At 69.4% G+C, this 14,893-nt stretch carries 13 protein-coding genes and 1 riboswitch; of the genes, 5 read left to right on the top strand and 8 right to left on the bottom strand.

Going from position 1 to position 14,893, the window contains the following annotated elements; all coding sequences use genetic code 11:
* The first annotated feature begins 10 nt into the window (after nucleotides 1-10).
* Both QM806_RS23160 and QM806_RS23155 read left to right on the top strand, forming a co-directional pair.
* Entirely contained in the window at nucleotides 11-904 is an 894-nt protein-coding gene (locus tag QM806_RS23160; protein WP_005562010.1) for a LysR family transcriptional regulator, read from the top strand.
* Entirely contained in the window at nucleotides 901-1,809 is a 909-nt protein-coding gene (locus tag QM806_RS23155) for a serine hydrolase (protein WP_054246459.1), read from the top strand. Before QM806_RS23160 ends, QM806_RS23155 begins: the two co-directional genes overlap by 4 nt.
* A gap of 5 nt (nucleotides 1,810-1,814) precedes the next feature.
* Here QM806_RS23155 and QM806_RS23150 read toward each other — a convergent pair whose 3' ends face one another.
* Genes QM806_RS23150 through cobG form a run of 3 tightly spaced genes read right to left on the bottom strand, consistent with a single transcriptional unit; the run spans nucleotide 1,815 to nucleotide 5,098 of the window.
* On the bottom strand, nucleotides 1,815-3,317 hold the full coding sequence (locus tag QM806_RS23150) for a precorrin-2 C(20)-methyltransferase (RefSeq protein WP_210460670.1): 1,503 nt from the start codon (nucleotides 3,315-3,317) through the stop codon (nucleotides 1,815-1,817).
* A complete protein-coding gene (locus QM806_RS23145; RefSeq protein ID WP_005260698.1) occupies nucleotides 3,314-3,940 on the bottom strand; it encodes a precorrin-8X methylmutase in 627 nt (208 codons plus the stop codon). Before QM806_RS23145 ends, QM806_RS23150 begins: the two co-directional genes overlap by 4 nt.
* A 24-nt stretch (nucleotides 3,941-3,964) precedes the next feature.
* Nucleotides 3,965-5,098: a precorrin-3B synthase gene (gene cobG, locus QM806_RS23140; RefSeq protein WP_182624849.1), complete on the bottom strand. Its 1,134-nt coding sequence runs from the start codon at nucleotides 5,096-5,098 to the stop codon at nucleotides 3,965-3,967.
* A 6-nt stretch (nucleotides 5,099-5,104) separates the two neighbouring features.
* A riboswitch (cobalamin riboswitch) is annotated at nucleotides 5,105-5,247 on the top strand.
* 56 nt (nucleotides 5,248-5,303) lie between these two features.
* Here cobG and cobN point away from each other — a divergent pair.
* Nucleotides 5,304-8,906 carry a cobaltochelatase subunit CobN gene (gene cobN / locus QM806_RS23135; protein WP_054246455.1) on the top strand — a complete coding sequence of 1,201 codons (3,603 nt, stop codon included), beginning with the start codon at nucleotides 5,304-5,306 and terminating at the stop codon, nucleotides 8,904-8,906.
* Nucleotides 8,907-8,937: 31 nt separating this feature from the next.
* Nucleotides 8,938-9,333 (top strand): PPOX class F420-dependent oxidoreductase, encoded by a 396-nt coding sequence (locus QM806_RS23130; protein ID WP_005260695.1) that lies wholly within the window; start codon nucleotides 8,938-8,940, stop codon nucleotides 9,331-9,333.
* A gap of 83 nt (nucleotides 9,334-9,416) precedes the next feature.
* Here the strand turns inward: QM806_RS23130 and QM806_RS23125 are convergent, their stop codons facing one another.
* A complete protein-coding gene (locus QM806_RS23125; protein ID WP_283292988.1) occupies nucleotides 9,417-10,001 on the bottom strand; it encodes a TetR/AcrR family transcriptional regulator in 585 nt (194 codons plus the stop codon).
* An 81-nt stretch (nucleotides 10,002-10,082) separates the two neighbouring features.
* On the opposite strand from QM806_RS23125, the gene QM806_RS23120 reads away from it, so the two are divergent.
* Nucleotides 10,083-11,270, top strand: a complete 1,188-nt coding sequence (locus QM806_RS23120) for a DUF418 domain-containing protein (protein ID WP_182624848.1) — start codon at nucleotides 10,083-10,085, stop codon at nucleotides 11,268-11,270.
* Here the strand turns inward: QM806_RS23120 and QM806_RS23115 are convergent.
* The 4 genes from QM806_RS23115 to QM806_RS23100 all read right to left on the bottom strand — a co-directional run bounded on the left by QM806_RS23115 (nucleotide 11,239) and on the right by QM806_RS23100 (nucleotide 14,886).
* A complete protein-coding gene (locus tag QM806_RS23115; RefSeq protein ID WP_005573632.1) occupies nucleotides 11,239-11,586 on the bottom strand; it encodes an ANTAR domain-containing protein in 348 nt (115 codons plus the stop codon). The two genes, QM806_RS23120 and QM806_RS23115, sit on opposite strands and share 32 nt — an antisense overlap.
* Complete coding sequence (locus QM806_RS23110) at nucleotides 11,583-11,789, bottom strand: hypothetical protein (RefSeq protein ID WP_005246380.1); 207 nt, start codon at nucleotides 11,787-11,789, stop codon at nucleotides 11,583-11,585. Before QM806_RS23110 ends, QM806_RS23115 begins: the two co-directional genes overlap by 4 nt.
* Before the next feature lie 218 nt (nucleotides 11,790-12,007).
* Nucleotides 12,008-13,369, bottom strand: a complete 1,362-nt coding sequence (locus QM806_RS23105) for a metallopeptidase TldD-related protein (RefSeq protein ID WP_283292983.1) — start codon at nucleotides 13,367-13,369, stop codon at nucleotides 12,008-12,010.
* Nucleotides 13,366-14,886 carry a TldD/PmbA family protein gene (locus QM806_RS23100; RefSeq protein ID WP_005573636.1) on the bottom strand — a complete coding sequence of 507 codons (1,521 nt, stop codon included), beginning with the start codon at nucleotides 14,884-14,886 and terminating at the stop codon, nucleotides 13,366-13,368. The genes QM806_RS23105 and QM806_RS23100 overlap by 4 nt, the downstream gene beginning before the upstream one ends.
* Between the last annotated feature and the right edge of the window lie 7 nt (nucleotides 14,887-14,893).

Below are 14,893 nucleotides of genomic sequence, written 5' to 3'. Positions count from 1 at the left end.
AACTGGTTCAATGGTCGCCATGGATCTGCTCCGCCACCTGAGTTTCTTTGTCGCCGTTGCGGAAGAGGGACATTTCGGCAACGCCGCATCCCGGCTCGGTATGACGCAACCGCCGCTGTCACAGGGAGTGCGGCGGCTCGAACAGCGACTCGGCGCGGAGCTGGTCCAGCGCAGTGCCCGAGGAGTCGGGCTCACCGATGCCGGACGCCAATTGCTCCCGCGTGCGCGGCTTCTCGTTGCCGACGCGGCCCGATTCGAGGACGAGGCGCACCGCATCGCCGGCGGTCGCGATGCGGTGGTGCGGTGGGGTGTCCCGCACTCGGTGGCCGACGGTGTGGTGGTGCGGTGTGTCCGTGCTCTTCGCGACGCGGACGAGGCCCGGCCCACCCGGGTGGTGACGACCACGGCGTCCACCACCGAACTGGTGGACGCCGTCCGCACGGGCAGTCTCGACGTCGCCGTGGTCGAACATCCCGCTCTGCTCACCGGCGTCGACAGCGGGCCGGTGCTGAAGCTTCGACGGTGGGTGGTGGTGCCGGACGACCACCCGGCGGCGGTCGCGAGGAAGGCGCAGGTCCGGATGCTGCGCGGACTGGCCCTCGCCACCGGTCCACGGTCGGACAATCCGCCTGCCCACGACCTGTTCGTCGACCTGTGGCGGGCCCGGGGTGCGGACCCGGACATCGTGGTCGCACCGGGTCCGCGAGAGATTCTCACGCACGTGGCCGCGGGCGGTCATTTCGGGGTGACGGCGACGGCACCGACGGTCATGCCGGGTGTGACCTGGGTCGATCTGCTGCGTGAAGATCTCGCGCTGCGCCTGCGCATCGTCTGGCGCTCCGGGGCCGACGTCGCACCGTCCGCTGCCGCCCTCGACCGGGTGCTGCTGAGGGCCGATCGATGACCGCGTCGGCGGAGAAGCGGATCCGTGACGTCTTCGCCGACGCCGGGTGCACCGGATGGCTGCACGCCCGCCGCGTCGGGACCCCGATCGACGACGGGGGTGACATCGCGGTCGGCGCGGACGACCTCGTGGTTCTGGCGTCGGTCTACAAACTTCCGCTACTCGTAGCCCTGTGCCGTGCTTTCGCATCCGGGGAGTTGTCGCCGACCGCGACCGTCCGGATCAATCCGGCCGACTGCACTCCGGGGCCGACGGGGGTGTCGACATTCCGTGATCCCGTGGTGCTGAGCTGGCGGGATCTGGCGCTGTCGATGATGACCGTGTCCGACAACGCCGCCGCCGACCTCGTTCTCGGGCAGGTGGGACTGGAGAGCGTCGAGCGCGCGCTGTCCGAGTTGGACATGACGAGCACGCGCATCATCGGCGGCACAGCGGATGCGCACCGCAGCCTGGTGATCGACGCCCACGCGCACACCACCGCCGAAGCATTCGCGGCACTGGCCGACAACGACGAGGCGTGGACCGTGTCCGCCTACGACCCGTCGTATGCGAGCGCGACGACTCCGCGGGAGATGACCTCGCTTCTCGACGCGATCTGGACCGGTAGCGCGGTGCCCGGGCCGCAGGGCGAGTTCGTCCGGCACGTGATGTCCGCGCAGATCTGGCAGCACCGCATCCGGTCCGGGTTCCCGTATTCCGAGGTGGACGTCGCCGGGAAGACCGGGACAATCGGCGCCATCCGCAACGAGGTGGCCGTCGTGACGTTTCCCGGCGAGACTCCCGTCGCGGTCGCCGTCTTCACTCGCGCCGCCCGAACCGATCCCGTGCTTCCTGTGGTCGATGCCGCGATCGGGCACGCCGCCCGGATCGCGGTGACCGAACTCCGCTCCGGCCGTGTCGACTGAGGTACTCAGCCCGGATAACGCCGGGGCGTGAACACCCTCGTTCCGTGTTCGTTCTCGACGACGGTCGTCATGGAGGAGCCCACGATGAGCAGACACCGCATGTCGATCTCGGCCGGGTCGAGGTCCGCGAGCCGCACGACCCGCACCGACTCCTGCGCGCCGGCCACGTCGCGGCCGATGATCACCGGGGTGTCGGGGGAGCGGTGCTCGAGAACCAGATCGCGCATCGCGGCGACCTGCCAGGTGCGTGACTTCGACGCGGGGTTGTAGACGGCGAAGGCCATGTCGGCGCTCGCGACCGCGGAGATGCGCTGCGCCACCACGTCCCACGGCTTGAGCCGGTCCGACAGCGACAGGACGGCGTAGTCGTGCCCGAGGGGTGCGCCGACCCGGCTCGCGACGGCGTTCGCGGCGGTCATGCCGGGCAGGACGCGCACGGGGACGCCGCGCCACTGCTCCTCGGCCGCGACTTCCAGCACCGCGGCGGCCATCGCGAACACACCCGGGTCACCGGACGACACGACGGCGACGCGGGCCCCGTTCTTGGCCAGGTCGAGTGCCATCGCGGCACGCTCGGCCTCGACGCGGTTGTCGCTGGAGTGACGGCGCTGGCCGGGACGTTCGGGGACCCGGTCGATGTAGGGGCCGTAGCCGACGAGGTCGGTGGCGAGCGACAGTTCGTGCTGCACTTCCGGTGTCGTCCAGGCCTGATCGCCGGGACCGAGCCCGACGACGACGAGTTCGCCCTGCGGTGCCGCGTCGTCGCGGTGCGCGTTCGACGGGCTGGGCACGATGGCGATCGAGAAGTAGGGGACGTCGCTGTCCGAGACGTCGTCCGCGGCGTCGATCTTCTGCCGGGTCGTGCTGGCCCGCTCGACGTACCACGTCTCGTCGATGCGGCCGGAGTCCTTCAACGCCTGCCGGACGGCCGGGTAGGTGCGTCCGAGCTTCAGGATCGCCGCGGCGTCGGTCTCCCGCAGGCGCCGCGTCAGCTCGCCGCGGGGCAGCGTTCCGGGCAGGACGGTGAGGATCTCCTCGCCCTCGACGAGCGGCATCGCCAGCGCGGCGGAGGCGGCGCTGATCGACGTGACCCCGGGAATGACCTCCGCCTCGAAGCGCTGCGCCAGCCTCTTGTGCATGTGCATGTAGGAGCTGTAGAACAGCGGGTCGCCCGCGGCGAGGAGCGCGACCGACCGGCCGGCTTCGAGGTGGGCGGCGAGTCGCTGCGACGCCTCCTCGTAGAACTCGTCCATCGCCCCCTGGTACCCGCCGGGGTGGTCGACGGTCTCGGTGGTGACGGGGTAGACGAGGTGCTCCTCGATCTGGCCGTCCCGCAGGTACGGCGCCGCGACCGCGCGGGAGATGCTCTTGCCGTGCCGGGCGCTGTGGAACGCCACCACATCGGCCTCGGCGATGACCCGCGCGGCCTTGACCGTCACCAGTTCCGGGTCGCCCGGTCCGATGCCGACGCCCCACAGTTTTCCGGTCACCCGCTCGTCGGAGCTCATTCGATCTCGCTCGCAATCGCATTCAGGGCCGCAGCCGTGATGGCGCTGCCACCCCGGCGGCCGCGGACCACCAGATAGTCCAGTCCGCTCGGGTGCTCGATCAACGCTTCCTTCGACTCCGCCGCACCGATGAAGCCGACCGGACCGCCCACGATCGCGGCAGGCCGGGGTGCCCCGGATTCGATCATGTCCAGCAGGTAGAACAACGCGGTCGGGGCGTTGCCGATCGCGACGACGGCACCGTCGAGTTTGCTGCCCCACAATTCGAGTGCGGCCGCCGAGCGGGTGTTCCCGATCTGCTCCGCCAGCACCGGGACCCGGGGGTCGCGCAGCGTGCAGAGGACCTCGTTGTCCGCAGGGAGACGCTTCCGGGTCACGCCGGCAGCGACCATCTGCGCGTCGCACAGGATCGGGGCGCCGCCCGCCAGCGCCGCGCGGGCGGCCTTCACGACACCGGGGGTGAACGCGACGTCGTCCACGAGGTCGACCTGACCGCTTGCGTGGATCATGCGGACCACGGCCTGCGAGACGTCCTCGGGAAAGGCACTGAGATCCGCCTCGGCGCGGATCGTGGCGAAGGACTGGCGGTAGATCTCCGCGCCGTCTCGGATGTACTCGATCATCCGCTCACGATAGAGGCACCGCGGTCACGGCTCCTCCACCCGGTAACCCGTCTCCGTGGCGACGACGTCGGCGACCTCACCCTTGGGCCGCCCGCAGCACCGCTCGCAGCCCGACCAGTGCTGCCGGCCCTCCACCGGGAGTTCGCCGCTCGCGACGGCGTCCCGTGCGTCGGATCGCACGTCGGCGAGCGCCTTCTCGCAGCCGGGTTGCCCGGTGCAGGCGCTGACGTTCAGCCACGGCGAGTTCTCGTCGAAGATCAGGCCCATCGGGGCGAGGACCCGGACCACCTGCTCGGCGGACCACTCGTCGAGATCGCACAGCAACACCGATTTCCACGGCGTGACGATCACCGGCTTCTCGACCGCGGCGAGAAACTCGGCCAGCCGGGCATCGAGGATCCCGAACGCGAGGCCGCCGCCGAGGGTCACGTTGCCGTCCGGTTGGTCGAGCCACCCGATCGGCGGCCGATGGTCGGCGAACCCGCTCACCGGGTCGGCGGTCGGTGCGAGCGTCAACGCCGACAGGACCCGATCGACCCCGTCGGCGATCTCGGACAGCCGCCAGTGCCGATCGCGCAGCTCCAGGAAGACGCGGGCGGCGTCGAGAAGCACCGTCACCGATTCCGTCGCCGCGATCCGGGCGCCGCTGTCGCGGCCGGCGAGGACCAGGGCGACCTCCGTCTCGCTCACCGCGTGGACGCCGAAATCGCCGCCGAGCGCCGACACGTCGCCGCGCCCGTCGTCGAGGGTGAACAGGGTGCGGCCGGGCAGGTCCGCCAGCGCGGCGTCCGCGCACAACGTCCGGTCGAGTTCGTCGACCAGATCCCGCAGGTCCGCGACACCACCGATCCGGCCGGTCAGCGGCGAGACGAGGATGTTGCGGACCCGCTCGTGGGTCTCCGACGGCAGGAGGCCCGCGTCGGCGAGGCGGCGGGCGAACTCCTGCGGGTCGCGGACCGCCCGCAGTTGCGCGTTGCCGCGGGAGGTCAGTTCGATCTCGCCGTTTCCGAGGTCGCGGGCCGATTCCGCGAGGGTCTGCAGCTGGGTGGAGGTCAGCACACCTCCGGGGAGGCGCACCCGGGCGAGGGCACCGTCGGCGGCCCGGTGGACCTGCAGCGCGCCGGGGCATGCGTCGGGGCGGGAACGGGAGTCGACCATGGTCCCAGGTTACGTCCGGCCCCGGGTAGCATCACCAGCACTTGCGACAGCAGGAGAGGAAGCCGGTGAAAATCCGGTGCGGTCGCGCCACTGTGAGCCCGCCGAAACCGGTGGGCGAGCCAGACCCTCACCTGCCGTCCTCCGACCTACGGTTCCGCACAGAACCACTGCCACGGGGCGCGACACCCCCAGGAAGGCTCCACACGTGATCCTGCTGCTCTCCACCTCCGACACCGACCTGCTCAGCGCACGCGCCAGCGGGGCGGACTACCGCTGGGCCAACCCGGCACGGCTGCTGGTCGAGGAGGATCTGCCGGGACTGCTCGACGGCGCCGACCTGGTGGTGGTGCGCATCCTCGGTGGCCGGCGGGCGTGGGAGGAGGGCCTCGACGCGGTCCTCGCCAGCGGACTGCCGGTGGTGGTCCTCGGCGGCGAGCACGCCCCTGACGCCGAGCTGATGGAGTGCTCGACGGTCACTGCCGGTGTGTCGGCGGAGGCACACAACTATCTCGCCGAGGGCGGCGCCGACAACCTCGCCCAACTGCACCACTTCCTGTCGGACACCGTGCTGCTGACCGGTCACGGTTTCGAGGCGCCGGTCCACCTGCCGAGCTGGGGTGTCGCGCCGTTCGCTCCCGAAGGGAACCCGGACCGCCCCACGATCGCCGTTCTCTACTACCGCGCGCAGCACCTGGCCGGGAACACCCGCTACATCGAGGCGCTGTGCGACGCCGTCGTCGCGGCGGGCGGCACTCCGCTGCCGATCTTCTGCGCGTCGCTGCGCACCGCCGAACCGGAGTTGCTGAACACGCTGCGCCGGGCGGACGCGATGGTGGTCACCGTGCTCGCCGCCGGCGGCACCAAGCCGGCCGGCGTCTCGGCCGGTGGCGACGACGAGGCGTGGGACGTCGCCGCGCTGGCCGCGCTGGACGTGCCGATCCTGCAGGGACTGTGCCTGACCAGCAGCCGTGAATCGTGGGAGTCCAACGACGACGGATTGTCGCCGCTCGACGTCGCCACCCAGGTCGCGGTCCCCGAGTTCGACGGCCGGCTGATCACGGTGCCGTTCTCGTTCAAGGAGATCGACGCGGACGGTCTCTCCACCTACGTTCCCGACGCCGAGCGCGCCTCCCGGGTGGCGGGCATCGCCGTCCGGCACGCCCGGCTCCGGCACATCCCCGCGTCCGACCGCCGGATCGCTCTGATGCTGTCGGCCTACCCGACGAAGCACGCCCGCATCGGCAACGCCGTCGGTCTCGACACGCCGGCCAGCGCGATCCGGTTGCTCACCGAGATGCGGGTCGCCGGATACGACCTCGGCCCGGCGGACGGTCCGGATTCCGTGCCGGGTCTCGCCGCCCAGGACGGCGACGCGCTGATCCACGCCCTCATCGCCGCCGGCGGCCAGGACCCGGACTGGCTGACCGCGGAGCAGCTCGAGGGCAACCCGATCCGGATCTCCGCCGCCCGCTACCGCGAGTGGTTCTCGGCGCTGCCCGCCGAACTGCGCGAGGGCGTCGAGGAGCACTGGGGGCCGGCGCCGGGCGAACTGTACGTCGACCGCTCGCAGGATCCCGCCGGTGAAATCGTCATCGCCGCAATGCAGTTCGGGAATCTCGTGCTGATGGTGCAGCCGCCGCGCGGATTCGGGGAGAAGCCGGTCGCGATCTACCACGACCCGGATCTACCGCCGAGCCACCACTACCTCGCCGCCTACCGGTGGATCGCCGCGGACGCCGCCGCCGGCGGTTTCGGCGCCGACGCCGTCGTCCATCTCGGCAAGCACGGCAACCTCGAATGGCTGCCCGGCAAGACACTCGGCATGTCCGCGTCGTGCGGCACCGACGCCGCACTCGGCGACCTGCCGCTGATCTACCCGTTCCTGGTCAACGATCCGGGGGAGGGCACGCAGGCCAAGCGCCGTGCCCACGCGACTCTCGTCGATCACCTGATCCCGCCGATGGCCCGCGCCGAGAGCTACGGCGACATCTCGCGGCTCGAGCAGCTGCTCGACGAGCACTCGAACATCTCCGCGCTCGACCCGTCCAAGCTGCCCGCCATTCGTCAGCAGATCTGGACGCTGATGCGCGCCGCCAAGATGGACCACGACCTCGGACTCGAGGAACGTCCCGACGAGGACGTGTTCGACGACATGCTGCTGCACGTCGACGGCTGGCTGTGCGAGATCAAGGACGTCCAGATCCGTGACGGCCTCCACATCCTCGGTGCCGCACCCCGCGACGACGCGGAGGTCGAACTGGTGCTCGCGATGCTCCGCGCCCGGCAGATGTGGGGCGGCGAGCAGAACGTCCCCGGACTCCGCGAGGCGCTCGGCCTCAGCGAGGACGGCGACGAATCCCGTACCCGCGTCGACGACATCGAGCAGCAGGCGCACGCACTGGTGCAGGGCATGCACGACGCCGACTGGAAACCGGACGCCGCCGACACCCTCACCGACGACGCCACCGTCGCGAAGATCCTGCGCTTCGCCGCCACCGAGGTGGTGCCCCGCCTTCGCGAGACCGACAACGAGATCGCCCAGGTGCTGCACGCGCTCGACGGCGGATTCATCGCCGCCGGGCCGAGCGGTTCGCCGCTGCGCGGGCTGATCAACGTGCTCCCGACGGGCCGCAACTTCTACTCCGTCGACCCGAAGGCCGTGCCGTCCCGGCTCGCCTGGGAGACCGGCCAGGCGATGGCCGAATCGTTGCTGGACCGCTACAAGTCCGATCACGGAGAGTGGCCGCGCTCGGTGGGTCTGTCCGTGTGGGGCACGTCCGCGATGCGCACCTCCGGAGACGACATCGCCGAGGTCTTCGCGCTCCTCGGTGTGCGCCCGGTGTGGGACGAGGCGAGTCGCCGCGTGGTGAACCTCGAGGTGATCGACCTCGAGGAACTTGGCCGGCCGCGTATCGATGTCACGGTCCGGATCAGTGGTTTCTTCCGTGACGCGTTCCCGCACGTCCTGGCACTGCTCGACGACGCCGTCCGGCTCGTCGCCGCGTTGGACGAACCGGCGGAGAGCAACTTCGTGCGCGCACATGCGCAGGCGGATCTCGCCGAGCACGGCGACGAACGCCGCGCGACCACCCGCATCTTCGGGTCGAAGCCGGGCACCTACGGGGCCGGGCTGCTGCAGCTGATCGACTCCAAGAGCTGGCGCGGCGACGCCGACCTCGCCGACGTGTACACCACGTGGGGTGGTTTCGCGTACGGCCGCGGACTCGACGGCGCCCCCGCCGCCGACGACATGCGGACCGCATACCGTCGAATCACCGTGGCGGCCAAGAACACCGACACCCGCGAACACGACATCGCCGACGCCGACGACTACTTCCAGTACCACGGCGGCATGGTCGCCACCGTGCGGGCTCTCACCGGAAAGTCGCCCGAGGCATACATCGGCGACAGCACCCGGCCCGAGTCGGTGCGCACCCGAACCCTGTCGGAGGAGACGTCCCGGGTGTTCCGCGCCCGCGTCGTGAACCCGCGGTGGCTCGAGGCGATGCGACGCCACGGATACAAGGGTGCGTTCGAGATGGCGGCCACCGTCGACTACCTGTTCGGATACGACGCCACCACCAACGTCGTCGCCGACTGGATGTACGAGAAGCTCGCCGAGTCGTACGTGCTGGACGAGCAGAACCGCAAGTTCATGGAACAGTCCAACCCCTGGGCCCTGCACGGCATCGCCGAACGCCTGCTCGAGGCGGCCGAGCGGAACATGTGGGAGCACCCCGAGCAGCAGACCCTCGACGGCCTGCGGCAGGTGTACCTCGAGACCGAAGGCGAACTCGAAGGAGACTGAGCAACCGTCCGGCTCCGCGGTTCGGTCTAGCATGGGGCCGGTGACCACAGAATTCGACCGGGTGTCGTCCGCGAAGTACGTCCTGCTCACCACGTTTCGGAAAGACGGCACCGCGGTGGCGACACCGCTGTGGGCCGCCGCCGACGGTGACCGCCTGCTGATGTGGACGGTCACCGACTCCTACAAGGTCAAACGCATCCGCCGCAACCCGGAGGTGACGGTGGCCGCGTGCGATGCGCGCGGCAAGCCGAAAGGCCCCGAGGTTCCCGCCCGCGCGGTCATCCTCGACGCCGCCGGCACCGATCACACGAGGGACGTGATCGCCCGCAAGTACGGCATCCTCGGCTGGCTCACGATGAAAGGCAGCCTCCTGCGCCGAGGAAAGACCGGAACCATCGGACTCGCCGTCACGGCCGAGGACCGGTAATCAGGTCTCCGCTCGGCGTGGGCGGCCGTGATGTGGAACCTGTCCAGTGCTGGCGCGTGGTCGGTTGATCGGCAGCGCGCTGGTCAGGCGAGTGCGCGAAGGTGCTCGGCGATCATCCGCTGAGCGGTTTCCGGGGTGTCGGTGTCCCCGAGCAGGACGTGCATCGCCGCGCCGTCGACGAGTGCGTGCAGGCGCATCGCCTCGGTGTCGACGTCGATGTCGGGCGCGATCAGGCCCCGCTGAGCGAGGCCGGTCAGGATCGCGGCGCAGGCACCACGGAGTTGCCGTTGGGCATCGAGGGCGATGTCATTCAGTAGTGGATGGGCGGGGCTTTCCGCGACGAGGGCGAGGTTCACCTCCATTTCGCAGCGTCGGCGGTCGTCGAGCGGGAGGACTTCGTCCAGCACCGCGAGGGCGCGCTGCCACGGGTCGGTGATCGACGCGTGGGCCTGTGCTCGTTCGCGGACACGCGTTGCGACGAGCCGCATCGAATAGGCGAGGAGTTCGGCCTTGCTGGCGAACACGTGTCGGAGCGATCCGCTCGAGATTCCGGCCTCGGCGGCCACATCGCGTACGGACACGGCGCCGATGCCCTCGCGTTGGATCACCCGCCACACGGCCTCGGCGATTTCCTGCTGCCTTCGGTCGTGGTCGATGAGCTTCGGCACCCCGCCATGTTAACACGACCGTGCTAGCATGAACGCTTGTTGGCACGATCGTACTAACAAGTACTTGGAGGGGCTGAAGGTATGACGTCGCAACTGTCGAGTTCCCACCGCTATGCCGCGCTCGACGTCATGCGCGGTGCGGCCATCCTGGGCACTCTCGCCACCAACATCTGGATCTTCACCAACGTCGAGGGTCTGGTGGGGTACATCGATGGCACCGGACGAGCCACCGGCGGCTGGGCCCCGGTGCAGGCTGTGCTGCAGCAGTTCGCGCAGGGCAAGTTCCTCGGCCTGCTCACCATCATGTTCGGCGTCGGACTGCTCATCCAGCAGCGTTCTGCGCAGCGACAGGGCCGGCGGTGGCCGGGCGGATACCCGTGGCGCGCGGGGCTGCTGATGCTCGACGGAGCACTGCATTTTCTGCTGTTCACCGAGTTCGACGTCCTGACCGGATACGCCCTCACCGGATTGATCGTCGCCTTCATCCTGACCACAGGCATTCGCGCGCAACGCGTCTGGATGGCGTGTGCGGTAACCGTCCACGCGGCGATGCTGGGCCTCGTCGTCGCAGCGTTGTCCTCGGCGCCCGCGCGGGAGCCCCAGCCGCTGTCACCGAACCCCTATGCGGACGGCAGCTTCTGGGATCTCGTCGTCTTCCGCGCCGACCACGTGTTGCTGTTCCGGCTCGAGGTGCTCTTCATCCTGCCGCTGTCGATCGCCCTGTTTCTCGTCGGCGCACACCTCTACGGTGCGCGCGTCCTCGACCCGGACCGCGGCGACTTGCGTCGGCGCCTGATGGTCGCGGGCCTGGCAATCGCACTTCCGCTGGACTTCGCGCTCGGATTGTTCGGCGGAGACGCAGGCCTGATCCTCGGCAGGTACGGGACCGCTCCGGTGGTGGCGTTGGGGCTACTCGCCGCGATCGCGCACCGCTACGCGGGCGGACGCGAACCCGGCCCGGCCGGTCGGGCGCTCTCGGGAGTCGGCCGCACTGCCCTCAGTTGCTATGTGCTGCAGAACATCCTGTGCTCGATCGTCTGCTACGGCTGGGGATTCGGCCTCGCGGCCCGGTTGAACGGCGCCACCGTCGTTCCGGCGACCATCGTGTTGTTCGGTGCCGTCTCGGCGACGCTGATCGTCGTGTCACGCCTGTGGTTGCGGCGGTTCGATCGGGGGCCACTCGAATGGCTCACGCACCGGGGCTACCAGCGTCTCACCCGGGCGGACAGGAACGGTGTCACCGCGCCAGCAGTGTCGTCCATTCCTTGAACTCGAGGGCGTACGACGGTGCGGGCGTCGTCACGGAGGGGCACGGCTGTCGCCGAGTCGCCAACTCCACCAACGACTTCGCTGCCCGCATCACGCTGACGTGGTGATGCCGGGAGACGTCGAGCAACTCCTCGAACGCCTCGGCGTCGCCGTAACCGCGGGTGGCGATGAGGATGCCTTTCGCGGTGGCGAGAACCTCGCGTCCGTCGGGGTGACGGTGCGGAATCGGATGTGCGGGCGGTGCGGCCTCGAGTACGTCGTTCGACACTGTGATCTCCTGGATTGTGGTGCTTCGCTGATGTCTCGGCGCGGTCATACCGCTGCCACCATCAGGGCCGTGGCGAGGACGACGATCAGTCCTCCTGTCGCGGCGGCGAGAACTGAACCGGTGATGATGCCGATTCCGGTGGCGCAGACGAGGCAGACGAACGTCGTCAGTGCCACGTCGGCGAGAGCGAACCGTCTCGTGACCTTGGTGTGGTCGTGGAGCAGTTCGCGGGTGGTGGTATCGGAGTGCATGAAACCTCCTGGTCAGACGGGCAAGGGACGTACTCGGCGCATGCGCCGGCCACGCGGCGCTACGGTGAGTTTCGGCCCCGTTCTCTGGAGACCTGAATATGACATGCGCGGCGAAACGGCTCTGGAGTGAGCAATCTCATATGCGCGATGTCTGCAGCATTTATAACGGAAACAGTACGAGCTGTCACCTAGACGAGCGTCCGCATAGGATCCGCGACTCAGAGCGCCTTGCTGACCGACGACATGTGGAAGTCGGGGACACGCAACGGCGGCATCGCGGTTCGGGTGAACCAGTCCTTCCATTCCCGGGGCAGCGTCCGCTCGGTGGCTCCGCCCTGGGTGACCCTCCGCAGCAGGTCGAGGGGGCTCTCGTTGAACCGGAAGTTGTTCACGGCGCCCGTGACCTTCCCGTTCTCGACGAGGTAGACACCGTCCCGCGTCAGTCCCGTGAGCAGCAGGGTGGCGGGGTCGACCTCCCGGATGTACCAGAGGGTGGTCAGCAGCAGCCCCCGTTCGGTCTCGGCCACCATCTGGTCGAGCGATACCGAGCCGCCGGCGTCGAGGATCAGGTTGTCGCCGGGCACGGTCACGTCGGCGCCGAATTCCTTCGCCGCCGCCCGCGGGTACGCGAGCGCGTTGACGGTGCCGTCACGGATCCAGTCGACCCGGCCCGCGTCCATCCCGTTGTCGAAGACGGACACGGATTCGGACGACGACCCGGTGACGACGAACGGTGTGTATTCCACGCCGAGTGCGGCCGGATCGGAATAGAGGGTGAGGGGAAGTGCACTCAGCTTCTCCCCGATGCGGGTGCCGCCGGGCGCAGACAGGGCGGAGTGCCATTCCTCCGCGGCTCGGCCTTCCATGGTCCACATGAGATAGATCATGAGGTCCGCGACTGCGGACGGCGGCAGGATTGTCTCGTAACGGCCCGCGGGCAACTCCACCCCGTTGCGGGCCCAGTCGAGGCGTGTCGACAGGTCCTGGAGCAACTTCACGCTGGCCACATCCGTGAAGTCCTTGGTGCTGGTGCCCACCCAGGCGCTGGCGTCGCCGCGCTTGCCGTTGATCTCGACCGACCCGGTCGGCTGGGCGAACCGGCGCCGGATCCCGGTCGACGTGCCCAGCCAGGTCGTGTGCAGCTGGTGATGGGCGAAACCGTAGAGCTGGTCGCTGCCGTCGAAGCCCATGCTCAGATCCTGGGCGAGTTGTTCGAACGCGCCGATCTCGGTGCGCTCCGCCGAGTCGTCCCACCGCTCGTCGGTGTCGGTGCCGGTGAGCAACGGCATCGCGTCGGACGCGGGTGTGGCTGTGCGGGCGGCGATTTCGGCCGAGCGGACCACGCCGTCGATGTCGGCGGCGTCGACGGACGCGGACGTGACGATGCCGACCTTCGCGTCCTCGCCGACCCGGACGATCGAGATGACGGTCCAGCTGCGCGACGTCGACACTCCGTTGGTGGTCATCGAGTTGCCCGCCCACCGCAGGGACGCCTCGCTGGCATCGGTGACGATCACGATGGTTTCGTCCACGGTGGCCCGGGCGAGGACCTGCTCGACGAGTTGCTGCGGTGCGATCATCGGCCGCCTTCCGTCCGAGTGTTCAGTACGTTGACGCCGCGGAAGAGTGCTGACGGGCAGCCGTGGCTGACGGCCGCGACCTGACCGGGCTGCGCCTTGCCGCAGTTGAAGGCGCCGCCGAGCTGCCAGGTGGAGCGGCCGCCGACGGCGTCCATCGAACCCCAGAAGTCCGTGGTCGTCGCCTGGTACGCGACGTCGCGGAGTTGTCCGTCGAGTTTCCCGCCGCGGATGCGGTAGAACCGCTGACCGGTGAACTGGAAGTTGTAGCGTTGCATGTCGATCGACCAGGATTTGTCGCCGACCACGTAGATGCCGTCCTCCACACCGGAGATCAGGTCGTCGGTGCTGCGATCGGCGCCGAGATCGGGTTGCAACGACACATTGGCCATCCGCTGGATGGGGACGTGGTGGGGCGAGTCGGCGTACGAGCAGCCGTTGGAACGCTCCAGCCCGAGACGGGGCGCGAACGCCCGGTCGAGTTGGTAGCCGACGAGAATCCCGTCGGCGACCAGGTCCCAGGACTGGGTTTTGACGCCTTCGTCGTCGTAACCGACCGTGGCGAGACCGTGCCGCTCGGTGCGGTCGGCGGTGACGTGCATGATCGGCGTCCCGTAGCGCAGGGTGCCGAGCTTGTCGGGGGTGGCGAACGACGTGCCGGCATACGCGGCCTCGTAGCCGATGGCGCGGTCGTACTCGGTGGCGTGCCCGATGGATTCGTGGATGGTCAGCCACAGGTTGGTCGGGTCGATCACCAGGTCGGTGAGACCGGGCACCACGGTGGGGGCCTTCACCTTCTCGGCCAGCAGGTCCGGGATCCGGGCGAGTTCGTCGGTCCAGTTCCACACCCCGTCGCCGGCGACGTACTCCCATCCGCGGCCGACGGGGGGAGCGAGGGTACGCATCGTCTCGAACACACCGGCCGACTGGTCGACGGTGGTGGCTTCGAGTTGCGGATGCAGCCGCACCCGCTGCTGCACGATGGACGAGCCGGCGAGATCGGCGTAAAACGTCTGCTCCTTCACCTGCAGGCATCCGGCGGTGACGTGGTCGACGCCGTCGGAGGCGAGGAGCCTGCGGGAGTATTCACCGAGCAGCGAGATCTTGTCCGAGGCGGGAACTTCGAACGGATCGACGTCGTAATCGGACACCCAGCGGACGTCCGCGTGCACCGGTTCGGCGGCGAGTTCGACGTGCTCCCGGTTCAGTCCACGCAACGCCCGGGCGACGGCGACGGCCTGTTCCGCGGTCGCGGCGGCGGTCGCCGGGGTCAGCTCGGCATGCGAGGCGAAACCCCAGGTGCCGTCGACGACGACCCGCACCGCGAAGCCGAGTTCGGTGGTGTCCACCGCCGACTGCACTTCGCCGTCGCGCAACCGCAGCGACTGGCTGGTGAGCCGATGCACCCGCAGGTCGGCGTGCGACGCGCCCGCCGCACGGGCGGCGGCGAGTGCCGCGTCCGCCAGCGAACGCAGGGGGAGGGCAAGGAATTCCGGATCAACCTGTCGTGGAGCCGTCACCTCGACC

It is taken from the genome of Rhodococcus sp. IEGM 1351 (assembly GCF_030056875.1).
GTDB classification, from domain to species: Bacteria; Actinomycetota; Actinomycetes; order Mycobacteriales; family Mycobacteriaceae; genus Rhodococcus_F; species Rhodococcus_F opacus.
Note: the sequence above shows the minus strand (reverse complement) of the source record. Positions and strands in the feature narration are given on the sequence as shown.